The sequence below is a fragment of the Ketobacter sp. GenoA1 genome (assembly GCF_003671475.1).
GTDB lineage: Bacteria > Pseudomonadota > Gammaproteobacteria > Pseudomonadales > Ketobacteraceae > Ketobacter.
In genome coordinates, this window is record NZ_RCHM01000044.1 from 279,413 (window position 1) to 301,145 (window position 21,733).

A 21,733-nucleotide genomic window follows, 5' to 3' on the forward strand; every position below is an offset into this window, starting at 1 on the left:
TATTTTTGCAACCATAATGCAAATATAGTTTTATAATAACAAAACCTGATACAACTACGCCTGATAAAACAACGCTCCATAAGAGGACAGCACATGACCGATTCGGCCCACATGAAGCAAGCGGTTGAAAACTATATCAAAGCCATCAGCACAGAAGATTTCGACATGATCCGTGAGATCTATGCCGACAATGGCACGGTGGAAGACCCGGTGGGTACACCACCCCACGAAGGCATTGATGCCATTATGAAATTCTATAGTGCGCTGAAAGGCATGGGCGTAAAACTGGAACTGACCGGCGCCATTCGCTGCGCCGGCAAGGCGGCGGCGTTTCCCTTCCAGGCCAAAATCGGACCGGTGACCATGGAGGTCATCGACGTGTTCGAATTCGATGACCAGGGCAAGGTGGCATCCATGCGGGCTTATTGGGGAGCTGAAAATCGCTACTGAGGAAACAGTCGCCCCAGCGGCAGAGTGAGCGGGGTGCGCGATCTTCCACCCCGCCTGCCCTGCGTCTGCTGATCACCATCACATGGCTGAACGGGTCACATGGCTGAACGGGAGCCGCCATCGATAAAGATATCTTCACCACTGATGTAACTGGCTTCACTGGAACCCAGGAACGCCACCAGTGCCGCCACTTCTTCCGGCGTGCCGCGACGGCTTAAGGGATGCAGATTCGCCAGCAGCCGTTTGTTGATGTTTTCAGGGAAACGGATATTGGCCACCAGTGGTGTTTCAATGCCACCGGGGCAAATGATATTGGCGCGGATGCCGTCGGCCTCAAACTCCTGCGCCATGCATTTGGTGATGGCTGCCACCGCTGCTTTGGAGGCACAGTAGGCGGTTTGATACGCGGTCATCACCTTGGCATTCAGTGACGCAAAGTTGATGATGTTACCTTTGGTTTTGCGCAAATGCGGAATCGCTTCACGGCAAATGATGAAGGTGCAGTTGAGATTGATGGTCATGATGCGATTGAAGATCTCGCTGGTCAGCTCTTCCAGATGATAAAACCCGGCGATGCCCGCCGCGTTCACCACCACATCAATCTGGCCGAAAGTATCCACTGCTGTTTGCACCAGCGCCTTGCAGGAGGCCTCATCCATGGCGTTGAAGGTAACCGCCCGACACACACCGCCGGCGGCATCGATTTCCGCTGCGGTGGCCTGATTGCCTTCCTCATTCACATCCCCCAGGATGACTTTGGCGCCCTCGGCCGCCAGGCGTACCGCTGCTGCTTTCCCCATGCCGGAGGCGGAGCCCGTTACCAGGGCAACCTTGTCTTCATATCGTTTCATTGTTGTCTTACTCCAATATTTTGTTATTGGTTTGCAATCGCCGGCAAGACCGTTCCGGTGACGGCAGCAATCTGTTCTGATCTAAACAGCATAGCCGCCATCCACAAACAACAGTTGGCCGGTCACGTATTTTGAACGGTTGGAGGCAAAAAAAGCGGCGGCTTCGGCGATGTCCTCCGGCTGCCCGAAATGTTTCAGGGGCAAGGTGGAAAGCACTGCCTCTTTCCAGGCTGCATCAAACACACCTTCCGCTTCCAGCCGCTTGAATATGCCGGTTTCAATCACCCCCACCGCCACACTGTTGGCGCGGATGCCGTGCACACCTTCCTCTTTCGCCAGGTATTGCACCAACGCCTCATTGGCCGCTTTGGGTGCCACCGACAACACATCACGGGGCGGGGTTCGGCCCAACCCCGCCGATGAAATGTGCACCAGCGAACCACCGCCATGGGCACGAAAATGCGGAATAATATTTTTTACAATACGGAAAAAACCGTTCAGATCCCCGGCAATCACCTCTTCCCACTGCGCATCGGTGACATCCGCCAGAAACGGCTGCTTGATATCCGATCCGGCCGCCACCACCACGCTGTGCAGGCGCTTATGCCGCTGTGCCGCCTCGGTAATGGCCTGAACAATTTGCGCCTTATCTGCAATATCCACCTGATGAATGGTGCAGGCCACCCCCAACTCGGCGATGGTGGCCGCCGCCGCTTCCGCCCGCTCCCGGTTGGAGCGGTAGGTAATGGCAACGTCGCTGCCACCCTGGGCGATGCGGGTGGCAATGGCGGCACCAATGCCACCGCTGCCGCCGAATACCAGGCTGGCACCTTGATCAAATTCCTGAGCGAGCGTCATATCCCTATCCTCTGTGTTGGTTAAACCTGAACCGCCGGCTGGGGCGACTTACCAGGCGCTGCGGTGGCTCTGCTGATCTGCGCCACATCCTGCTGCTTGGCCGCGTGCCTGGCCGCCAGATAACCGAAGGTCATGGCGGGCCCCAGGGTGGCACCGGCGCCGGGGTATTTGCTGCCCATCACCGATGCGGCAGAGTTACCAATGACGTACAAACCGGGAATCACCTCACCGGATTCATCCACGGCACAACCGTTGGGGTCGGTCAGTATGCCGCCCTTGGTACCGATGTCACCGGGGTGAATGGGCAAGGCATAGAACGGCGCCTCCGCGATGGGGGCAATGCAGGGATTGGGGTGGGTGCGGGCATCGCCGTAGTAGCGATCGTAGTAACTTTCACCGCGATGGAACTCCGGATCAACACCGCTTTTGGCGTATTCATTGTTTTTGCGCACCGTTTCCTGCAATCCTGCAGCATCCACTCCGATTTTTTCCGCCAGGGCCTGCAGGCTGTCGGCTTTCACCAGCACGTCCCACACCCGCTTGGCAATGCGGTTATCCGGCATGGAATAGCCCGGTGGTATGGGGCCGAAGGGAAATTTCTTGCGGAAGGTGGCATCAAACACCACATAGGAAGGAAACGTCGGTTCCTGCGGTTTGTTCTGGGTATAGAACGCAAGGCCCGATTCCAGATAAGGGGCCGCTTCATTCTGAAAACGCTTACCGGCTTTATTCACGATCACCAAACCCGGCAGGGAGCGTTCGGCAAAGATGACATAGGGGCGATCCCACTTTGGAATTTTTACCGAGGGAGCCCACCAGGCGTGTGCCATCAAATCGGTTTGGGCACCGATCTTCATGGCCGCCTGAATGCCGTCGCCGGTATTGTTGGTTTGCGATCCGCTCCACTCCGGGTTGGTGGGCTGGGGCAGATACTGCTTGCGCATTTCCAGGTTATGCTCAAAACCGCCGGCACCGATCACCACCCCTTTGCGGGCTCGCACCCGCAGCGGGCGCCCCTCTTTATTGATCACGGCCCCCAACACCACACCGTTTTCCTCGATCAGGGATGCCATGGGGGCGTTCAACCACAGCGCGATGCCCTGCTCCAACATGGACCAGCGCAGGCGGCCGATAAGGGCGTTGCCCATGGTCAGGCGCCGGGAACGTTTGCCCTGCAGGCGGCCGGGGATATCCAGGTAGTAGCGCAACGCCATCATCACGGCGGTCCACATCCAGCCTTTGGCCTGGGTCAGAAACGCCCGCCCTTCTTTCATGGTCATGGTGAGTTTGCCGGCCACCAGCACCTGGGGTGGCGGTTCCCGCAGTTGGCGAAACGCCTGTTTCAGATGGCGGGCATTCACCGGCAGGGGTTGGTGGGTGCGGTGGCCTTCTTTACCACCGGGCATCTCCGGATAGTAATCCGAATAGGGTACCGGCTCGAACGCCACCCGGCTGTGGCGCGCCAGGTATTCCAGCATCTCGGGGGCTTTTTCCACGTAGGCACGCAGGCGCGCCTCCGACACCTCATCGCCGATCACCGCCTTTAGATAGGTAAGCGCCTCTTTGGCAGAATCCTGTACCCCCTCGGCGCGGGCGTAATGGCTGTTGGGAATCCAGATACCGCCCCCGGACATGGCCGAGGTACCGCCATACTGCGCGCTTTTTTCCACCACCAGCACGTCTTTACAACCTTCCACCCGGGCCACCACCGCCGCCGTCAACGCACCGGCTCCAGAGCCAACCACCAGAACATCCACCTCCTGATCAAATTGACTGTTATCCTGTGATTCAACGGCGCTGACTGGCATGGGCTTTCACCTCTTGTTTTGGCGTTTTTATTATCTCCGTTGCGCTCATTATAAGTTTTCAGAACATTTATGCAATAATATTGCAAATTAATTGTATATTTGATTTGCTATAGCCATATCATCCAAAAACAACAACAAGGACACCGCCATGACAGGGGACACAATGTCGAGCATGACACCGAATGGAATCAGCTATTTAAAAGGGCCCGCCAACCAGCCACTGCTGAGCGAAACCATCGGCCAGTGCCTGGACCGGATCACCGCCGGGCACCCGGATCACGAAGCATTGGTGGTTCGCCACCAGGGGATTCGCTGGACCTATGCCGAATACCTGCATGAAATCAACCGGCTGGCCACCGGCCTGCTGAACCTGGGCGTAAAACCGGGTGACCGCATTGGTATCTGGTCCCCCAACCGGGTGGAGTGGTGCCTGACCCAGTTTGCCAGCGCCAAAATCGGCGCCATCATGGTGTGCATCAACCCGGCCTACCGCCTGTACGAACTGGAGTACGCTCTGAACAAGGTGGCCTGCAATGTCATCATCAGCGCAGAACGTTTTAAAACCAGCGAGTATCTGACCATGCTCAACCAACTGGCTCCGGAGCTGCAGCACTGCGCCCCGGGCCAGCTGAACGCGGCCAAACTGCCCCACCTCAGCACCGTGATTCGAATGGGGGACACAGCAAGCCCCGGCATGTACAACTTCGATGCGGTATGCAGGCTCGGCACCGAATCCGACTACAGCCGCCTGCAGGCCCTGAGCCAGCAATTGCAGCCCACCGATGCCATCAATATCCAGTTCACCAGCGGCACCACCGGCAGCCCCAAAGGCGCCACCCTCACCCATTCCAATATCCTCAACAACGGCTATCAGGTGGGTCAGGGGATGCACCTGACCGCGCAGGATCGCTTATGCATTCCGGTGCCCCTGTACCATTGTTTCGGGATGGTGATGGGTAACCTGGCCTGCCTCACCCATGCCGCCACGGCCGTATTCCCCAGTGAGGCCTTTGAACCGCAGGCAGTACTGGATACCGTGCAGGCAGAACGCTGCACCGCGCTGCATGGAGTACCCACCATGTTCATCGCCGAGCTGGACAGCCCCGGATTCGATCAATACGATCTGTCCTCCCTGCGCACCGGCATCATGGCCGGCAGCCCCTGCCCGGCGGAGGTCATGCGCAAGGTCATCGCCCGCATGCACATGCAGGATGTCACCATCATGTATGGCCAGACGGAAACCAGCCCGGTCAATCATATGACCGCCATCGACGCACCATTGGAGAAACGCTGCGAAACCGTCGGCAAAGTGGGCCCCCACCAGGAAGTCAAAATCATCGACAGCGACGGCCACACCGTGGCGTTGGGTGAGAAAGGCGAGCTCTGCTGCCGCGGCTACTCGGTGATGCAGGGTTACTGGGATGATGAGGAGAAAACCGCGGACACCATCGATGCCGATCAGTGGCTGCACTCCGGCGATCTGGCGGTCATGGATGACGAAGGCTACGTACGGATCGTGGGCCGCATCAAGGACATGATCATCCGGGGCGGGGAAAACGTTTACCCCCGCGAGGTGGAGGAGTTTCTGTATACCCACCCGGACATACAGGATGTGCAGGTATTCGGCATACCCGACAGCAAATACGGCGAGGAAATCTGTGCCTGGGTCAAAACCCGCCCGGGTGCCACGCTCACCGAGGCAGACATCAAAGACTTTTGCCGCGACCAGATCACCCATTTCAAAGTGCCCCGCCACATCCGCTTTGTGGAGGAATACCCCATGACGGTGACCGGCAAGGTGCAGAAATTCAAGATGCGTGAAGCCATGGTCAGTGCGCTGCAAGGGGCCACGGCAACGGCATAATGCCTGTTTCGATATAAAAAATGGCGGCTTTTTTGCAGACATTTTGCAAATTTCGCTACAATAGCGAGGCCGCTGTGGTTAGCCGCCACCCGGTTTGATCCTAAACACAGGTTTGATTCCACATACAGGAACCTACATGAGCGTCACCAAGACCAACACCTTTATGCAAGCCGGCAGCCGGGGTAAATCCCGCCGTGGCCGCACCCCCTCCATTGATATGGAAAAAATTGAAAACGCGGTCAGGGAGGTGGGAGCCCAGATGGAAGACATCTCCATGAAGGATGTGGCGGACTATCTGGGGGTCAACGTCACCACCCTGTATCGGCATGTGGGCGGCATTGACGGCCTGCGCCGGATTCGGGCATCGCTGTCGCGCAGCGACCTGCCGGCCCTGCCACCCGCGAAGGGGCACACCTGGCAGAGCTGGTTGAAAGTTCTGGCGGATTACTACCGCCAGGCGCTGCTGCAGCACCCGGATCTGCTGGATTTTGTGCAGGCCGCACTGGATCCGGATTTTCTCAACCTGGAGCAGGAAGCCAGCATTCTGGTGAAGTTCGGTTTTGAACCCCGGGCCGCCCTGCTGGCCCACAGTTTTCTCATCACCACCATTACCGGCTATGTGCAACAAGAGCTGCAGACCATCGAAGAAGCACGCAGTGGTTATGCGCCGTACTACAGCCGGCTGTTCCAGAATCTGGATGCCCACCCCGATCGCCTGCCCACCCTCAGCACCGTCAACCTGAGCCAGCGGGATCTGGATCGGGATGTGAACTTTAAATCCATTATTCACTATGCCATTGCCGGTATCGCCTGCCAAAAAGGTGCCCCCAGCGACCCGGATAAAAAGCTGTAATTAAAACCCATTGCTGTAGAGACGCGCCCACTAATGGCTGCCAATAAACTTCGTAAAAGTGCCCTGTCACGGGACAAGATCGTCAACGCTGCCTTCAAACTGGCCATGAAGGATCCCCTGAACGCCCTGAGCATGCGCAAGATCGCCACGGTTCTGAAAGTGACCCCCATGGCCATCTACAAATACTTTGAAGATAAAAATGAACTGACCGCCGCGGTGATCGACAAGGTGATGCTGGAAAGCCGCCTGGTGCCCGACGACATCGATCCCAAGGATTGGCAGCAATGGCTGCGCACCTCGTTTCTGCGCATGTGGGATGCTTACGCCAGCGCCCCCAACATGATTCAGTACATGACCCACGCCACCAGTTTCGGCCCCGCCGTATTGCGTTGGCAGAACGAAACCCTGGGCGTACTGATCAACGCCGGGCTCACCCCCAAACAGGCGCTCACCGCCCACGCGGCCCTTTCCGAACTGGCCACCGGCAGCAACATTCTGATTCCGGTGCGGGAGCAAGGCATCGAAACCGTGTTCCCCAGCATCTGGCAAGCCATTAAAAAAGGCACCGTGCCGGATATGGAAGACATCAGCAACGCCCAGTCCACGGTGGAAGCCTACCCCTGGTTACTGATGTGCGGCCAGGCCATGATGGAAGACATGCACGACAGCCGCCGTGCCTTCACCAACGAAATGGATTTGATCCTGAACACCCTGACCCACCAGATCAGCGACAACAAAAAACAGCTGAAAAAGAGCAGGAAACAGTAGCGGCACCGCCAGCACTCCCCCGGCCCTCCTCACCCCACGGCGTCAGCGGCATCCAGCGGATAGACATGAACCGGGATGAATTTGTGGTAGGGCGTCCGTGAAAACGGATCACAATGGGTTCCCGACACCAGCCGATTCAACTGCGGGCCCTGCGGGTCACCATTATTGAAGCGCGCACCATAACCGTGGGGCAGCGTCACCACCCCCGGCTGCACGCTGTCATCCAGGCTCACCACCACCTCGACCTGGCCATGGGCGGATTCACAGCGCGCCCGATCCCCCGCTTTTAAACCCAGGGTGCGGGCATCCGCCGGATGCAGACGCAAGGCACCATCGTGATCCACCTTGCGCCATCCGGGGTCGCGGAAAATCTGATTGGCGTTGTAGCTGCGCCGCTCCCCCGCCATCAGAATAAAGGGATAGTCCAGGGCCGGGTCTGCATATTGGCCAAGCCGCTCCCATTCCGCCAGCATCTCGGGAATCTGCAGATGAATTTTCCGGTCTTTGGTTTTCACCAGCGATCACACCTCATCAAACCGGTGCACACTGAACACCACACCGGAGCGCTGCGCCAATATGGTTTTAAACAGACGCGCTCCCAGCGTCAGCCGGTTGCCCCGGTGACCGGCCCGACGTACCGCCTGGGGAAACTGATTGGCGTAAGCCAGGCACAGGGGCAGCAACAACGCCGCCGCCGCGGCACCCTGTGGCAACTGCGGCCCCAGTGTGCGATACAGCAACGAGGCGGCATAGGGCACCCAATGACGCTGACGGGCCAGGGTAGCCGCCAGCGCAGCCATGTACCCCAGGTGCAACCCGGCCCGGGGTTCATGGCGCGCCACCCGTGACAGCCACGGCAGGGAGGTGGGCAGCTCCCCCATGTATTCCAGCAGCCGGGTATAAATCTCCGGCTCCGGCAGAGTACTGGCAAAGGGCTTGAACAGCGGGTGCCGCAGGTGAAAGGCGTTGGCAGGAAACTCCAGGTTGAAACCGGTGAATTCCCATTTTTCAAACTGCGATGCGGCCGGCAACACATAGTGCGCCAGGCGCGCGGTTTCGGTCATCGCCACATCCACCACCACCAACAGTTCCAGGGCGCCAAAGGCCGCTTCATAGCGGGCGGTATCCGCCCAGGTCAACAGCGGATTGCAACTGTCCACGATCATCGCCCGAATACGGTCCTCACCGGCCTGCAGAATCTCATCCGGCAGAATGTTGGGCGGCAAAATGCCGGACACCGGAAACATCTGATGATAGGCGCTGCTCTTGATACGCGGATTGCGTTCATCGGTGTGGGACAGTATCGGGATCAGGCTGCTGTGGAGATTATTGCCGCCGGGTTTACCGAAGTGCCCGCACAGCAGGTAAAACAACTTTTCCAGATAACCGTTCAGGGTGGTGTGCAATGAATGCTGAATCCCCAAATCCACCCGCATACATCCGGCCCGGGCCCGGGCATAACCCCGGGCCACTCTATAGACATCCGCCTCGGGCACTCCGGTGCGGGCAATGTAGTTATCAATCGGCACCGACAGCAGCATGGCCTCCACTGCCTCAAAACCGGTACAGTGCTGCTCGATAAAGGCTTGATCGTGCAGCCCCTCCCGCACAATGATGGCCAGCATGGCACTGAGCAGATAGGCATCGGTGCTGGGCTTCAATTGCAAATGAATGTCCGCCTGTTTGGCGGTTTCCGTGACCCGGGGATCAATCACCACCATGGTGCGGGCAGGGTCTTTTTTAATGGCCTTCAAGGTATCCCGCGCATTGGGAATACCGTGGGACTGGTACGGATTGCAGCCCAAAAAAATCACATAATCACTTTCCTCGACATCTTCTGTGGTATGACAATCCTGGCGCCCGAACAGACGCCCGTTCACCCAGAAATCACCGGTTTTTTCCTGGCCCAGGGAATTGTAATTTTGGTGACTGCCCATGGCGGCACGAATCTGTGCCAGATAGGCGCCCCCCATATGATTGCCCTGGCCACCACCACCGGCGGTGGCAAAGGCCTGGCCCCCGTGGCGGCTGCGAATGGCCTGCAGGCGTTGGGCGATATCGGTCAGCGCCTCATCCCAGGACACCGGCACAAAACGGCCATCGGCCTGCCGCTGCAAGGGCTGGCTCAGACGATCCGCATTATTCTGATAATGCTCCAGGCGCGCCGCCTTCTGGCAAACATAGCCTTTCGACAGGGGATGATTCGGATCCCCTTTGATACGGGCCAAACGGCGGCCGTCGGTTTCCACGCTGAGCCCGCAATTGCGGGAACACAGGATGCAGGCAGTCACGTCAGCAGTCATGGGCGTTCTCCGATGGCAGTTTGCAAATCAGTCAGTAGAATGGGCCCACAGCGCATTGGCAATGCACAGGCATCGTGCCTGATTATTGGCCAATGCCCCTTGCACCCATTAAACTATGCCAAATGGCATAATTTATCAGAGACTAACTATGACAGATGACATAGTCAATCCTATTCCACCAAAAAAGCGCGCCAATACCCGCAAGCGACTGGTGGCCGGAACCGCCGACCTGATCCGCCGCAAAGGGCTGAACGCCACCAGCCTGCGGGATGTGGTGGGCCATGTGGAAGCCTCCCGTGGTGCCATTCCCCACCATTTTCCCGGTGGCAAACACCAGCTATTGGTGGAGGCTGTGCAATTTGCGGGTGAGCAGGTTTCGGTGCCCCTGGGGCAGGTATTGGAATCCCAGGGCAGCGTGCGGGGGCTGGCCAGCTTTATGACACAGTGGGGCAAAATGCTGGAGGACAGCCAGTTTGATGCCGGTTGCCCGATTCTGGTGGCGGCGGTGGAACCCTACGATGGCGAGGATCAGCCTATTCCGGGCTTGGGCAGCCTGCGGGAGAAAACCAATCAGGTGTTCAATGACTGGCACCACTTGCTCAAACACGCACTGCAACGGGAGGGGGTTACCCCGCGCCGGGCAGAATCCCTCTGCACCCTGGTGGTGGCCGCGGTGGAAGGCAGCATCGCCCTGTGCCGGGCCCAACGCTCGGTACAACCACTGCACGAGATCCAGCGTGAGCTGATCCCCCTGCTGGAACAGGCCATAGCCCAATCGCAGACTTAGACCGCCGGGCAAGATTGGCCCGGGCGCTTTAAAAACACAGAGGCGGGTCTACACTGAGGGAATCGTAAAATAAAAATCGAATGGACTCGGAGGCCGCTTCATGAACGGAGCAACCAAAATCGGCAGCGCCAGCGTCGAAACCATTGATTGCCAAACACTCAGCCAGCACCCCCCCCCAGGACAACCCCACATCACACCATCACACCCGTGCCGGTCCTGTGGCCTTAATGAGCACTGTTTACCCGCCCTGTTCTCCGGCCAACCGGCGTCGTTGCGGGATTCCGTATTGAGCAACCTGATCCGCCACCAGGAGATCCACGTGCTGCGGCGGGAGTACCTGTTCCGCCAGGACGACGTTTTCAATTCCGTCTTCATCGTGCAATCGGGTGCGGTCAAAACCGTATTACTGGACGCCGGCGGCTGTGAACAGATCACCGGCTTTTTCTTTCCCGGGGATGTGTTCGGTTTGGACGGCATCAACACCCACCACTACACCACCTCCTGCCTGGCACTGGGCAACGCCCGCGTCTGCGCCATAGAATTTGCGCAATTGGAGAAACTCAGCAGCAGTGTGCCCAGCCTGCAGCATCACGTTTTCCGCATGATGGCCAGGGAAATCGAACGCAATCAGCACACCATGGCCATTCTCAACCACAAATCAGCAGAACAGCGGGTGGCCTATCTGCTGCTGCGGTACGCCTTGCATCGCCGCCGCCTGCAACTGCCCATCCTGGATTTTTCGCTGCCCATGTCACGGCGCGATATGGCCAACCATCTGGGCCTGGCCATGGAAACCGTGAGCCGGATCCTGTCCCGTTTTCAGCGCCTGGCGCTGTGCCGGATTCATGGCCGCCGCATCGTGTCACTGAATATCGCCGCCCTGCAGGAACACTTTGAACACACCCCACAGCCATTTATGCAATAGCATTGCATAAATGGCTGGCCTCGCTTATAGTCTTGAGCAAACAACAACACGACTCGCGGGCAACACAGGCTATGAAATCATTCCACAACAAAGTGGCCGTCATCACCGGTGCCGGCAGCGGCATCGGTCGTGCATTGGCGTGCGCCTTTGCCGAACAGGGCTGTCATCTGGCGCTGGTGGATGTCAACGCAGCAGCCCTGCAGGAAACCGCCGACACCCTTGCCCGCATCACCGACAAACGCATCAGCACCCACCTGTGCGATGTGGCGGATCGGGAGGCCATGAAAGCTTTACCGGCAACCATCGAACAACAGCACGGTGCCATTCACCTGCTGTTCAACAACGCCGGAGTCACCATCAACAAAACCTTTGAACAGAACACCGAAGCGGACATCGATTTTGTCATGGGCATCAACCTGTGGGGTGTACTCTATGGCTGCTATTATTTTCTGCCCTACCTGAAAAAACAGGATGAGGCCCACATCATCAACACCTCCAGCCTGGCGGGCTATCTGGGCATGCCCAACCAAAGCACCTACTGCCTTACCAAAGCGGCGGTGAAATCCCTGAGCGAAACCCTGCGGGTGGAACTGGCCCACTACCAAATCGGCGTTACCAGCATTCACCCCGGCACCATTCGCACCAACATCTTACGCAGCGCTGCCGGCAAATCCGGTAGCAACATGGCCACCACCAACAAACTGGCGGGCCTCATGGAACGCTATGGAATGCCACCGGAAAAGCTGGCAAAAAAAGTGGTGCACGCGGTGCAGAAAAACAAAATGCAGGTACGGGTGGGGTTTGATTCCTATCTGGGGGATTGGCTGAAACGCCTGTTTCCGAGCGCCATTCACCGGCCGTTCCAGTGGGGGTTTGGAAAAAGCATTGCGAAATAAAGCATGCGGGCCTGCACCCAACCAGGCCCGCGCCATGAACCTGCTATTACTCAGGTGTCCACACCACTTTTACCGCATCATTAATCTCTCCGGCTGCAACATAGCCAACGGTGTTGGGGTTATCCGCAACCAGTCTTAACATATCCTCCGAGGACATCGCCATCTTCGGGGGCACACCACCACCCGTGAAAATCAATCTTGACCAATAGGAACGTACCTGGCCATCCGTTTTGCCCGTAGTCCGCTCGTAGAAATCATCACGCACCGGTGCATTGTGAGGCATATCCAGGGGAATGGCGCTGCGCCCATCGGGGAACTGCATGAGTTTACCCAGAAAAATACGTTCCACCTGTTGTTGCGTCAGCTCCGAAACGGGATTGTCTTTGCTGACCACCACCACGACATCAGCGTGGGCTATATTGAGCATCACCATCAGCAAAAGAGGACTAACAAAAGAAAGTATGCGTGTCATATTCATGTCCTCCTAAAAAATGAAATCCAGTGCAACTGAAATAATGTTGATATCGCGGGATTGAGCAAAAAATTCCGGCGTGTAATTTACAAACTCTGCTGCAGTGTTCTTTGGTTTCATCACATAATCCCATTGGGCTTTCAGCGCATAGCCACCGGAAATATCCCAGCGCACACCCGCACCAACCGCATCACGCTCAATAAGAAATTCAGAACCGGCATTGACCGCACTCACCAAACCACCCAAACCAGGATCTATTGAGGAGGTATCAAGATCAGGGAACTTGGCCTGATTGCGATGAATCAGCTTACTAACCGAGAAATAAGGGGATACGTTGCCGAAATGATAGCCTCCCAGAAAATAAACCCCGTCCAGGCTCTGGGCAAAATCGGAGTCAAACTCTCTGCGGGCATATTCAGTTTGAACGAAGAGCCCGCCCTCGTCATACATATAACCGATACTGATGAAATCGGTCGGCACATCCAGACGCTGCATTCGGTCATGAATCAACGCTGCATTGGCTACGCCGTTGGCCTCCAACATGTCCATGGCCACATCATATAATTCCAATGCATCGTTCTTGACGTCCATTTTGAAATTTTGATAACCAATCCTGAACTTGGAGCCACCCTTTTCAAAGGTTGCATCGAATGACTTAATGTCGAAAGTGAAATCCAGGGTCCCGTTGACCTGATTAATCTCTTGATTTAAAGAGCCGAATCCGGCTCGCAACTTAACCAGCGAATCACCCCATAGAAATTTATAACCGGTGTCGAAGCCATTCATATAAGAGATGGGGCTTAGCAAATACACCTCAGCAACGGGGCGCACGGCGGGCTGCGCATAGCCCACCATGCGCGATTCAGACACTAAAAAGGTCGGCGCAACAAAACGTCCGGCACGCAGATACAACTGTTCATTGACATCGTATTTGAGATTGGCCCATTCAAAGTAAGGCTGAGTGCTGTTGTAATCCGAGAGCCTGCGGGAAATAATCTGAGCGGTGGCCGTGAGCTTGGACGTAATAGCCACATCAACCTGTGCACCAAAGATGCTATCCAAGCCACCATCAGGGTTATTGCTGCTGCCAACACCGGTACTCTGTTCAATATTGGCTCGGTAGTCAGAATCCTGATCATCGCTCAACGCAAAAGCAACCGTACCAAATCCGGATATCCGCACCCTTTCCTCTAAATCCATATCGGCGTACGCCGACCGGCACAAAACACCCATGGCGAACAAACCAAGGGCAAATATAACCAGTAACCGTCTTTTCATCTTTATCACTCCGCTATGACCAACAGGAACCGCAACTGCGTCGGCACCGTATGAAGCGTGAAGTTCGGAACTTCACACCTACATTGAGATCAAAATCTAGCAGAGGTCTACACGCTCAACAAACAAGCAAATCATTGTTATTTATGGGTTTTTCGCCAAGAAAGAGAGGCTCCGGTTGACATTATAAAACAGCAAAATCCGATGAAATTGAACAAACCGATCATCTGCCGCAACCGCAACAAAAGAACAGCAAAGTGATACCGAAAGCATCCGTGAATTTTCCTTGAAAACGAACAGGATAGCCGCAATCATTTGGACGCAGGCCATAGTGACGTAAAACCGACAGCGATAATCGTTATTACCTCTGGGTTTGCGACACTGACATAAAATAAGAAAACAATCTAAAAAAATAATCACTGTGTGATTAAATAAAAATACACCGATGCAAACGGCTATCACCAACTGATGAATACCACTTTGGTAAAACCACCTGCTTATATGTACCCCTGGGAAAAGCGCACGCTTTTTCTGGGCAAACTGCCGCGCCCCCTCAAAGTGGCTTACGGTGCAGCGACACTGATCATCAGTCTGGGCAAGCCCATCCAAGCAAGGCTGGCGAACAGAACCCTGGAAGGATATAGCTTTCTCATCCCACCTAATGCCGAGGTTACGATTAACACCGGCATCCAAGCGGTTGCAGTTTTCCACCTGGATGTATTAGGTGAAGACTATAAAATGTTTACCTATCATTTCTCCGCTGCGCATACGAGGGATGGCGCCTACTGCGATCTGAATGAAGAAGCGGACTTTCGCGCACTGTTAACCAAGCTATACCAACAACCTTCTGATTCATCACCCACCTACACTCAACTGACGGCACTACTGGATTATACGTTTGGGAATCAGAGCGACCTGATTCTGACTGACCAGGAAATTGCCGTTGCGGTTGCCGCCATCAAAAATCAATTCGAGGACAACATTCCAATCACTGAATTGGCCAACATGGTTGGCATGTCCGTTCCCACTCTGATGCGACGCTTCAAACAGCAAACCGGGATGCCCATACGCCGGCTCCGGCTATGGCATCGTATGTATGAATCCATGATTTTTATCAGCAGCGGCCAAAACCTGACAGATGCCGCCTACAGCGCCGGATTCGCCGACTCCGCTCACTACACCAGAACCTTTCAGAACATGTGGGGCATCGGCCCCAGCTCACTGTTCAACAAAACCATTCGCGCCCACATCATTGCGCCGCCAACGACACCGACAGTGGAACCTGGCTACCCAGAAACCCCTTAATGTAACGCCCGGCTTCTTTTGGGCATTCCAGCATGGGTACATGCCCTACATTACTCATAATAACGGCCTGACTGTTGGGAATCCCACGCTGAAACACGTCCGCCATTGATGAATCCATGATGCCATCCTTATCACCCCAAACAATCAGCGCAGGCTGCATGATATTCGCGAGCACACTATCCACCATTTGATCCGGGTGAGTAAGCCGTTCATCTTCATCCATAATATCGGCAAAGAGTTTTCTGGCCCTGTCCATACGCTCAAGCCCCTCTTGATAGGAAACCTGTTTTATCGACTTTGGAATTGCGGAAACATCTGCCACAGATATCTTCAAAAGCAGATCGAATTCCGCCTGATTGGAGAAAAAGAACGGATTTTTACCTTCAGACAGCGCTTTAAAAAACGGACTAACCACTGGCGGCTTAACGCCGACCGAATTCAACAACACCACACTACGCACATCTTCAGGGTAGGCTACACAAAAGAGCGATGTAATCCATCCGCCCATTGAATTGCCCACCATATGGAATCGCTGCAAGCCCAAGGCATCAACGAAATTCTTCAATTCGTTGACATAAAAGGGAATGTCATGGGTATAGGATTCCTCATACCAGGAATCACCATGGCCACATAAATCCGGTGCAATAATATGATATTGTTTTAACCTTGAAGCCAAAGGAATCCAATGATCCTTGTCGGCATTGAAGCCATGAATCAGCAGAACGACGTCTTTCCCCTGACGATTATTATCGTAATAGGCGTACTTGCGCCCCTGCTCAAGCTCGATCGATCTACGCTCGAGCCCGGCCCAACGACGGCCTACCCCCTTAATCAGGCGGGTACAGGATTGATGCCAGAGATTTTTCAGATTATCCGTTCCGGTAGGGTGATTATTCATAACAGGGTTCCATCTATAAAATAGAATCCCAGTCTAAATCCACCGCCCTATGCCCACTTGAATGAATGTATCGCGAATTTCCATACCGCTTTATTCAGCAGGCTATGGGTAGTATTGAACCCAGTACAACGCCCACGGCACCACCGCCAACACGGCAGTAACGAGTTTTCCGAACCGCCCCGGTTTAACCAGAAAGCTCTTGTGCGGCTGCTTCGGATCGTAGTAAACCGCCACCTTTCCGCTGCTATCCCGCCCCATTGAGTGCAACTGCTTTTTCAGAATAAAGCGGGCGTTGTTGTTGGTTACAAACACCCAGGGTGATAATTTGCTGCCGGTATATTCCTTACCTTCCACAACATACCGGTACGATACAGCGGCCACATAATCCTTCTGTGAGGGCGCATGGGCATAACCAAACTCCCTAATGCGCTCATCCACCAATTCACCCATTACACTGGGCCGGGAAGACACCTTGATTTGATAGCGCAGCGAATACAACAGCATGACCAACGCATACAGCGCAGCAAAAAAGAAAACGCCCTGAGCCTGCCCATCACGGGCCAGGCTCCACATCTGTTGGACGTAATCAACGATGGCCATAATAAGGCCCCTACCCCAAGCTCAATACATGCACCAGATAGTTGTGATCAGCCCGGGGATAGGGGCGATCAGCGCTGTTGGCCAGATCCGTGGTGGCCCCCCAGTTGTACATCTGGCCCGCCTCATTGATGTATACCCAATGGCGTAATCCCAGATACTGCGTGTTCCTGTGGGCTGTATTACCCACACCGCACACGCAATTCCTGAAATTTCTTAAATTCTGCTGGCTCCACACATCGGTATGGGGCACCTCCGTGGCCGTGCCACCCACCCATTTGATGTACTCCTTCAGGGCGTTTTTGGTCATCGCCACACCCCAACCTGCCTCGGTAGCCTTATTCCCATTCGTGCCCCCCTTGATAGCCTGAACGGCGGTTTGGCATTCCTGAATCAGTGAATCAATGGTTTTATTTGCATGAGCGCCGCCAAACGCCCGGGTGAAATTCACCATCTCAGTGGCCACCTCAGGCTTGCTCACTTTGGCGTAGCGCAAAAACTCCAAAACGGACAACCCCAAATTGTATTCCAGCTCATTCTTACTCAATCCATCCAGCGCATTGCTATCACTGCTGGACAACAAAATACCGTGAACCACCGACACAAAGCCGCAGACGCCGCCCCAATAGTTTTGACCGAGAAGTTGCATAAGAAACCTGCCTTGGAAAGAAAATGTAAGCGCACAAGGTATACCGCCAATACTGGTGAAGACAAGAGTAAGAATACCCAGGGGCAGTGGTGGGAAGGGTAAAAACCCCGGGGGAAGCCCTGAACTGTACGGGGGATAACCAACTTACCCCGGGGGAAGGCCCAAGCTGTACGGGGGACGACCAATTCACCCCGGGGGAAGGCCCAAGCTGTACGGGGGACGACCAACTTGCCCCGGGGAAGCCCTTACGCTGGTGTTTCTTCGGTAATGGGCTCGGGGGAAGGGGTGGTGCGACGTTGGGAGCGCCGATAGCGGCTGTGGTAACCCTCCTGACGGCTCTCGCTATTCCAGAACACAAACTGGCCACAGGCGCGGATCTCATCCACGGCCTCCTTCAGGTGCATATACGCCTGATCCCGAATCACACGGGCACTGTTGCCCCCTGCCCGCTCGCCATTCACCTGGGCCAACAACTCGGCCATGGCATCCGCCGTGGTGGCAGCCTGCTGCAACTGCTCGGCCCCCACACCCACCACCTGCAACGGCTCAGGGTGAGCGCGGCCCAGAATCGCAATATCATTCAAATCCTGAATCATATCGGCGTGGCCCGTACCCTCAGCGATCTGCGCCACCCGCTTCAACAACACCTCATCATGGCGATAGGCATAGCGCATAGTGCGCAACATTTGATCACGCAACCCATAGGCCGCAGGCGCATCCTGATCCGGCTGCACCCACTGGTACAGGTTCTCTGCCTCTTGAATGTAGTGTTTGATAGGAAGGTTAGGCTTTTTGATGCTATCCGTGCTGATGGCCTCAATGGCCGCCAGCTTGGCAGCGTAATCCGTGCTACTCATTATGTAAGTCCTTTTGGTTTATGGATTTAGAAAAAAACACCCCGGCGCGGGAGGATGGAAACGCAGCCGGGGCCGGAACGGGGCTCCGACTATAGAGACGGGCGGCGTGTAAAAATGATGGGGATTGTAAAGTATTTGATGCATCTTTAAGCAGACTTTATACTGACAGACATCTATTGGGGTAATGAGACCAGATGTTTCTGTCGGAAAAGCGTGGCTCATTATCACAAACCGTTATTGCAATCCTGACCCCTTACAAATTGATAGAACAGTAGACACATTTTTATACGCGGGCACTTTACTTAAATGTAGTTCGGAAATAAGGGTGCTCAGTACGCATGAACAAAGTAAATTCTGGGGATAAGTTTACTGAGTTCGTTAGATCCAGAGATAGGCAACCTAGGGATGGTTATGATGGTGATATCTGGGGATATGTGAATTTGGTACATAGATATAAATGTTAAATGGTGCCCTGTAGTTTGATTCGTTTTAAGTGATATTCGGCTTCGCCGGAGCGCTATAAGTTTGGGTAGTGGTATCAAATATTTGAGTGGCTGATAGTGATCACGTTCGTGGAACTCTACCAGTAACGAGTGTTGCAATCGTATTATCCAAGTGGCGCTGAGACATAAATTGCGTAGTTCTTAATAGATCTGGCGGGCTGTTGAAGGTCGACCATCAAACTGCTCGTTCTTCGAGGTTGTAGTAGGGTGCATTGGCGGTGGCAATTACGGTATTCTAATTGTCATGTTCGTTGAGTTTAGGGTGGCGCGCTCGCGCCACAACGTGGTTGTTGGCAGGTTGGTTCCAGCACCGTTTTAACTATCCGGTCAACGCGGACCCAGCTACGCCGCACCAACATGTGGTCGCTGCGCTTTTACCACATGTCGGCACAACGCAGCTGGGCCGGTTACCTCAGCGTTAACTGGCCGAACCAATATTGACTAAATATTCAAGGAGACAAAATGTCATTATCTTTCTCGGAACAAGAGATTCAACAGGTTTTCGGGAGCGAGGCGGCAGAAGATGAAAACATCGACAGACTTCGTTCTTACTACTTTAAAAGCAAAACTTACGAAGAAGTAAATTCCGACTTACCCCTTCGTATATTAGTTGGCCATAAAGGTATCGGGAAATCCGCTTTATTTCAGGTGTCAATGGCTGAGGATGAAGATCAAAATAAACTGTCAATTTTGATAAAACCAGATGACATAATTGATCTTGGCGAGGAGAACAGAGACTTTCTTAAAGTAATCCGAAGCTGGAAGAATGGTTTGAACGAAATTATCGCTGAAAAGGCGTTGTGCTCACTGGGTAATACAAACGGATCGTGGAAAGAGAGATTATCTGGGTATGGAGGGAAAATATTAAACTTTCTTCAGGATAGTATTAATAATCCAGAAATATTGAATGTTAGTCCGGCTAGGGAATCGATAGTTAATCGTTTTTCCAAAAGAAAGTCCATACAAGTTTACATTGATGATTTGGATAGAGGATGGGAGGGCTCTAAAGAGGGAGTCAGAAGAATATCTGCTCTATTAAATGCAGTGAGAGATCTGTCTAATGAAAATCCGGGCTTGAATTTTAAAATCTCATTGAGATCTGATGTTTATTATTTAGTTAGAACATCAGATGAATCCACAGATAAGATAGAAGGTTCGGTTATTTGGTATTCATGGACTAACCATGAAATATTCGTGATGCTAGTTAAAAGAGTCGAAACGTATTTTGGAAATGAAGTTAATGAGTTGACTCTGATGGGGACTAATCAAGATATTTTGGCCAGGAGGTTAAACGGCATATTCGAAGAGCGATTTCAGGGCAGGGGGCACTGGAATAATGCTCCAATGCACCAGGTAATCCTATCTTTACTTCGACAGAGGCCAAGAGATTTGGTTAAGCTCTGCAGCTTGGCAGCACGAAATGCTAGAAGGCGTCGCGGAAGCATAATCGATACCGATGATCTTGAGGGTTCATTTGAGGAGTATTCTCAGGGTCGGCTGCAAGACACTGTGAATGAATATAGAAGTGAACTTCCTGACATTGAGAGACTTCTATTAGCGATGAAGCCATCCAAAAAGGAGAAAAAAGCTTCATTAAGTTATTTGTATACAACTGATCAGCTGTTAAAGAAAATAAATGATATCCAGTCTCAAGGTGCATTTAAATTTTCATCTGGAGCAAACGCCTCAACTAAAGACCTTGCTGCGTTTCTATACAAAGTAAACTTTCTGACTGGGAGAAAGGATATCGGAGGTCATATTGACAGAAAGTACTTTGAAAACAATCGATATCTTGCAAATAGGTTTGTCGATTTTGGTTATGACTGGGAGGTCCACCCTGCGTTCCGGTGGGCACTTCAGCCTGACGACTTTAGGGAAGTACTAGAAAATTTATAGTTTATCGCGCGTGCCAGTTAACAAGGCGCTGCTTGGGACAAACTTACGCTACGCTCCAGTTTGCCCCAGAGCGCGGCGTTATAGCGCCGTGTTACCCACAATTAGTAGACATCCTTTATAGTTAGACTAACCACTATGGAGGTGTCCGAGATGGCACGCAAGAAGACCCAAGCTTATACCGAAGAATTTCGCCGAGAAGCGGTAAACAGGGCCTCGAAAGAAGGCATTACTACTGCTCAGGTTGCCAAAGAGTTAGGAGTGAGTGCCCAGCAGATCTATAACTGGCGTCGTCAGTTCACCCGTCTTTCTGATAAGCAGTTCAATACGGTAGATGGTGTTGATTATTCCAAGCAAGAGAGCGAGGAGACGCGCAGACTACGTCGGGAAAACAAGAAGCTCAAAGAGGAGCTGGAATTTTTAAAAAAGGCAGCGGCGTACTTCGCGAACGACCAAAAGTGAAGTACGCCTTAATCAGGGAGTACATTGATCAGTATCCTGTTGCGCTCATGTGCCGTGTTCTGAGGGTATCCAGGTCCGGCTATTATCGCTGGATGGAACGCCCTGTTAGCGATCAGGCACAGCGACGATTAGAGATGGAGGCGCTAATCAAAGACACCTACGAGTCCTTTGAAGCGGTTTACGGAGCGCCAAGATTGGCGAAAGAACTGACGGAGCTTGGTCATCCCTGTTCCGTCAACTATGTCGCTCAGATCATGTTTGAGCAGGGTATAAAGGCTTTGAATGGAAAGGGATTCAAGTATCCTAGACATAGCCTGACGATGCATAATGTATCGGACAACCTGCTGTGGCGCGACTTCTCTGCCTGCCAGCCAAACGAGAAATGGACGACCGATATCACCTATATCTGGGTCAAGGATCGTTGGTTGTATTTGGCGGTGGTGATGGATCTGTTCTCGC

Annotated in this window: 22 protein-coding genes; 11 read left to right on the forward strand and 11 right to left on the reverse strand. The window is 53.8% G+C overall.

Annotated elements, in window-relative coordinates; genetic code table 11:
• The first annotated feature begins 93 nt into the window (after positions 1-93).
• The gene (locus D9N13_RS20515) at positions 94-450 is read left to right on the forward strand and encodes a nuclear transport factor 2 family protein (protein WP_290593828.1); all 357 of its coding nucleotides are present in this window, start codon (positions 94-96) and stop codon (positions 448-450) included.
• 95 nt (positions 451-545) lie between these two features.
• Here D9N13_RS20515 and D9N13_RS20520 read toward each other — a convergent pair whose 3' ends face one another.
• The 3 genes from D9N13_RS20520 to D9N13_RS20530 all read right to left on the reverse strand — a co-directional run bounded on the left by D9N13_RS20520 (position 546) and on the right by D9N13_RS20530 (position 3,967).
• Entirely contained in the window at positions 546-1,301 is a 756-nt protein-coding gene (locus tag D9N13_RS20520) for an SDR family NAD(P)-dependent oxidoreductase (protein ID WP_290593829.1), read from the reverse strand.
• 81 nt (positions 1,302-1,382) lie between these two features.
• Positions 1,383-2,159 (reverse strand): SDR family NAD(P)-dependent oxidoreductase, encoded by a 777-nt coding sequence (locus tag D9N13_RS20525; protein ID WP_290593830.1) that lies wholly within the window; start codon positions 2,157-2,159, stop codon positions 1,383-1,385.
• Positions 2,160-2,179: 20 nt separating this feature from the next.
• Positions 2,180-3,967 carry an FAD-binding protein gene (locus tag D9N13_RS20530; protein WP_290593831.1) on the reverse strand — a complete coding sequence of 596 codons (1,788 nt, stop codon included), beginning with the start codon at positions 3,965-3,967 and terminating at the stop codon, positions 2,180-2,182.
• A gap of 148 nt (positions 3,968-4,115) precedes the next feature.
• Here D9N13_RS20530 and D9N13_RS20535 point away from each other — a divergent pair, with 148 nt between their 5' ends.
• The 3 genes from D9N13_RS20535 (at position 4,116) to D9N13_RS20545 (ending at position 7,452) form a co-directional block, all read left to right on the forward strand.
• Entirely contained in the window at positions 4,116-5,831 is a 1,716-nt protein-coding gene (locus D9N13_RS20535; RefSeq protein ID WP_290593832.1) for an AMP-binding protein, read from the forward strand.
• Positions 5,832-5,967: 136 nt separating this feature from the next.
• Positions 5,968-6,684, forward strand: a complete 717-nt coding sequence (locus tag D9N13_RS20540; protein WP_290593833.1) for a TetR/AcrR family transcriptional regulator C-terminal domain-containing protein — start codon at positions 5,968-5,970, stop codon at positions 6,682-6,684.
• Between the two features lie 33 nt (positions 6,685-6,717).
• The gene (locus tag D9N13_RS20545) at positions 6,718-7,452 is read left to right on the forward strand and encodes a TetR/AcrR family transcriptional regulator (protein WP_290593834.1); all 735 of its coding nucleotides are present in this window, start codon (positions 6,718-6,720) and stop codon (positions 7,450-7,452) included.
• A 29-nt stretch (positions 7,453-7,481) separates the two neighbouring features.
• Here the strand turns inward: D9N13_RS20545 and D9N13_RS20550 are convergent, their stop codons facing one another.
• Positions 7,482-7,967 (reverse strand): molybdopterin dinucleotide binding domain-containing protein, encoded by a 486-nt coding sequence (locus D9N13_RS20550; RefSeq protein ID WP_290593835.1) that lies wholly within the window; start codon positions 7,965-7,967, stop codon positions 7,482-7,484.
• Between the two features lie 6 nt (positions 7,968-7,973).
• Positions 7,974-9,755: a molybdopterin-dependent oxidoreductase gene (locus D9N13_RS20555; RefSeq protein WP_290593836.1), complete on the reverse strand. Its 1,782-nt coding sequence runs from the start codon at positions 9,753-9,755 to the stop codon at positions 7,974-7,976.
• Positions 9,756-9,903: 148 nt separating this feature from the next.
• Here D9N13_RS20555 and D9N13_RS20560 point away from each other — a divergent pair, with 148 nt between their 5' ends.
• The 3 genes from D9N13_RS20560 to D9N13_RS20570 all read left to right on the forward strand — a co-directional run bounded on the left by D9N13_RS20560 (position 9,904) and on the right by D9N13_RS20570 (position 12,363).
• On the forward strand, positions 9,904-10,542 hold the full coding sequence (locus D9N13_RS20560; RefSeq protein ID WP_290593837.1) for a TetR/AcrR family transcriptional regulator: 639 nt from the start codon (positions 9,904-9,906) through the stop codon (positions 10,540-10,542).
• 100 nt (positions 10,543-10,642) lie between these two features.
• Positions 10,643-11,467 carry a Crp/Fnr family transcriptional regulator gene (locus tag D9N13_RS20565; RefSeq protein WP_290593838.1) on the forward strand — a complete coding sequence of 275 codons (825 nt, stop codon included), beginning with the start codon at positions 10,643-10,645 and terminating at the stop codon, positions 11,465-11,467.
• A gap of 71 nt (positions 11,468-11,538) precedes the next feature.
• Complete coding sequence (locus tag D9N13_RS20570) at positions 11,539-12,363, forward strand: SDR family NAD(P)-dependent oxidoreductase (protein WP_290593839.1); 825 nt, start codon at positions 11,539-11,541, stop codon at positions 12,361-12,363.
• A gap of 46 nt (positions 12,364-12,409) precedes the next feature.
• On the opposite strand, the gene D9N13_RS20575 is transcribed toward D9N13_RS20570, so the two are convergent.
• Together D9N13_RS20575 and D9N13_RS20580 are read right to left on the reverse strand one after the other, a co-directional pair.
• On the reverse strand, positions 12,410-12,835 hold the full coding sequence (locus tag D9N13_RS20575) for a phosphate ABC transporter substrate-binding protein (RefSeq protein ID WP_290593840.1): 426 nt from the start codon (positions 12,833-12,835) through the stop codon (positions 12,410-12,412).
• A gap of 12 nt (positions 12,836-12,847) precedes the next feature.
• Positions 12,848-14,113, reverse strand: coding sequence for a hypothetical protein (locus D9N13_RS20580; RefSeq protein WP_290593841.1), 1,266 nt, complete (start codon positions 14,111-14,113; stop codon positions 12,848-12,850).
• A 465-nt stretch (positions 14,114-14,578) separates the two neighbouring features.
• Between D9N13_RS20580 and D9N13_RS20585 the strand changes: the two genes are divergently transcribed.
• Positions 14,579-15,415, forward strand: a complete 837-nt coding sequence (locus D9N13_RS20585) for a helix-turn-helix domain-containing protein (RefSeq protein ID WP_290593842.1) — start codon at positions 14,579-14,581, stop codon at positions 15,413-15,415.
• On the opposite strand, the gene D9N13_RS20590 is transcribed toward D9N13_RS20585, so the two are convergent.
• From D9N13_RS20590 to D9N13_RS20605, 4 genes are all read right to left on the reverse strand, one after another.
• Positions 15,360-16,313 carry an alpha/beta fold hydrolase gene (locus tag D9N13_RS20590; protein ID WP_290593843.1) on the reverse strand — a complete coding sequence of 318 codons (954 nt, stop codon included), beginning with the start codon at positions 16,311-16,313 and terminating at the stop codon, positions 15,360-15,362. The two genes, D9N13_RS20585 and D9N13_RS20590, sit on opposite strands and share 56 nt — an antisense overlap.
• Positions 16,314-16,415: 102 nt before the next feature.
• The gene (locus D9N13_RS20595) at positions 16,416-16,913 is read right to left on the reverse strand and encodes a DUF3592 domain-containing protein (RefSeq protein ID WP_290593844.1); all 498 of its coding nucleotides are present in this window, start codon (positions 16,911-16,913) and stop codon (positions 16,416-16,418) included.
• A gap of 10 nt (positions 16,914-16,923) precedes the next feature.
• Positions 16,924-17,559 (reverse strand): hypothetical protein, encoded by a 636-nt coding sequence (locus tag D9N13_RS20600; protein ID WP_290593845.1) that lies wholly within the window; start codon positions 17,557-17,559, stop codon positions 16,924-16,926.
• A gap of 245 nt (positions 17,560-17,804) precedes the next feature.
• On the reverse strand, positions 17,805-18,416 hold the full coding sequence (locus tag D9N13_RS20605; protein ID WP_290593846.1) for a hypothetical protein: 612 nt from the start codon (positions 18,414-18,416) through the stop codon (positions 17,805-17,807).
• Between the two features lie 965 nt (positions 18,417-19,381).
• Here D9N13_RS20605 and D9N13_RS20610 point away from each other — a divergent pair.
• The 3 genes from D9N13_RS20610 to D9N13_RS20620 all read left to right on the forward strand — a co-directional run.
• The gene (locus tag D9N13_RS20610) at positions 19,382-20,815 is read left to right on the forward strand and encodes a P-loop ATPase, Sll1717 family (protein WP_290593847.1); all 1,434 of its coding nucleotides are present in this window, start codon (positions 19,382-19,384) and stop codon (positions 20,813-20,815) included.
• Between the two features lie 150 nt (positions 20,816-20,965).
• Positions 20,966-21,274, forward strand: a complete 309-nt coding sequence (locus D9N13_RS20615; RefSeq protein WP_290593848.1) for a transposase — start codon at positions 20,966-20,968, stop codon at positions 21,272-21,274.
• A 92-nt stretch (positions 21,275-21,366) separates the two neighbouring features.
• Positions 21,367-21,733 (forward strand): IS3 family transposase (locus D9N13_RS20620; protein ID WP_290593849.1); only part of this gene is annotated, 367 nt, incomplete at its 3' end.

What these genes read in the sequence shown, in the direction of transcription:
- D9N13_RS20595 (WP_290593844.1), bottom strand. Translation starts at nt 16,913, where the DNA reads ATGGCCATCGTTGATTACGTCCAACAGATGTGGAGCCTGGCCCGTGAT.
- D9N13_RS20555 (WP_290593836.1), bottom strand. Translation starts at nt 9,755, where the DNA reads ATGACTGCTGACGTGACTGCCTGCATCCTGTGTTCCCGCAATTGCGGG.
- D9N13_RS20525 (WP_290593830.1), bottom strand. Translation starts at nt 2,159, where the DNA reads ATGACGCTCGCTCAGGAATTTGATCAAGGTGCCAGCCTGGTATTCGGC.
- D9N13_RS20545 (WP_290593834.1), top strand. Translation starts at nt 6,718, where the DNA reads ATGGCTGCCAATAAACTTCGTAAAAGTGCCCTGTCACGGGACAAGATC.
- D9N13_RS20570 (WP_290593839.1), top strand. Translation starts at nt 11,539, where the DNA reads ATGAAATCATTCCACAACAAAGTGGCCGTCATCACCGGTGCCGGCAGC.
- D9N13_RS20565 (WP_290593838.1), top strand. Translation starts at nt 10,643, where the DNA reads ATGAACGGAGCAACCAAAATCGGCAGCGCCAGCGTCGAAACCATTGAT.
- D9N13_RS20515 (WP_290593828.1), top strand. Translation starts at nt 94, where the DNA reads ATGACCGATTCGGCCCACATGAAGCAAGCGGTTGAAAACTATATCAAA.
- D9N13_RS20535 (WP_290593832.1), top strand. Translation starts at nt 4,116, where the DNA reads ATGACAGGGGACACAATGTCGAGCATGACACCGAATGGAATCAGCTAT.
- D9N13_RS20590 (WP_290593843.1), bottom strand. Translation starts at nt 16,313, where the DNA reads ATGAATAATCACCCTACCGGAACGGATAATCTGAAAAATCTCTGGCAT.
- D9N13_RS20540 (WP_290593833.1), top strand. Translation starts at nt 5,968, where the DNA reads ATGAGCGTCACCAAGACCAACACCTTTATGCAAGCCGGCAGCCGGGGT.
- D9N13_RS20605 (WP_290593846.1), bottom strand. Translation starts at nt 18,416, where the DNA reads ATGAGTAGCACGGATTACGCTGCCAAGCTGGCGGCCATTGAGGCCATC.
- D9N13_RS20585 (WP_290593842.1), top strand. Translation starts at nt 14,579, where the DNA reads ATGAATACCACTTTGGTAAAACCACCTGCTTATATGTACCCCTGGGAA.
- D9N13_RS20530 (WP_290593831.1), bottom strand. Translation starts at nt 3,967, where the DNA reads ATGCCAGTCAGCGCCGTTGAATCACAGGATAACAGTCAATTTGATCAG.
- D9N13_RS20560 (WP_290593837.1), top strand. Translation starts at nt 9,904, where the DNA reads ATGACAGATGACATAGTCAATCCTATTCCACCAAAAAAGCGCGCCAAT.
- D9N13_RS20575 (WP_290593840.1), bottom strand. Translation starts at nt 12,835, where the DNA reads ATGACACGCATACTTTCTTTTGTTAGTCCTCTTTTGCTGATGGTGATG.
- D9N13_RS20615 (WP_290593848.1), top strand. Translation starts at nt 20,966, where the DNA reads ATGGCACGCAAGAAGACCCAAGCTTATACCGAAGAATTTCGCCGAGAA.
- D9N13_RS20610 (WP_290593847.1), top strand. Translation starts at nt 19,382, where the DNA reads ATGTCATTATCTTTCTCGGAACAAGAGATTCAACAGGTTTTCGGGAGC.
- D9N13_RS20600 (WP_290593845.1), bottom strand. Translation starts at nt 17,559, where the DNA reads ATGCAACTTCTCGGTCAAAACTATTGGGGCGGCGTCTGCGGCTTTGTG.
- D9N13_RS20580 (WP_290593841.1), bottom strand. Translation starts at nt 14,113, where the DNA reads ATGAAAAGACGGTTACTGGTTATATTTGCCCTTGGTTTGTTCGCCATG.
- D9N13_RS20520 (WP_290593829.1), bottom strand. Translation starts at nt 1,301, where the DNA reads ATGAAACGATATGAAGACAAGGTTGCCCTGGTAACGGGCTCCGCCTCC.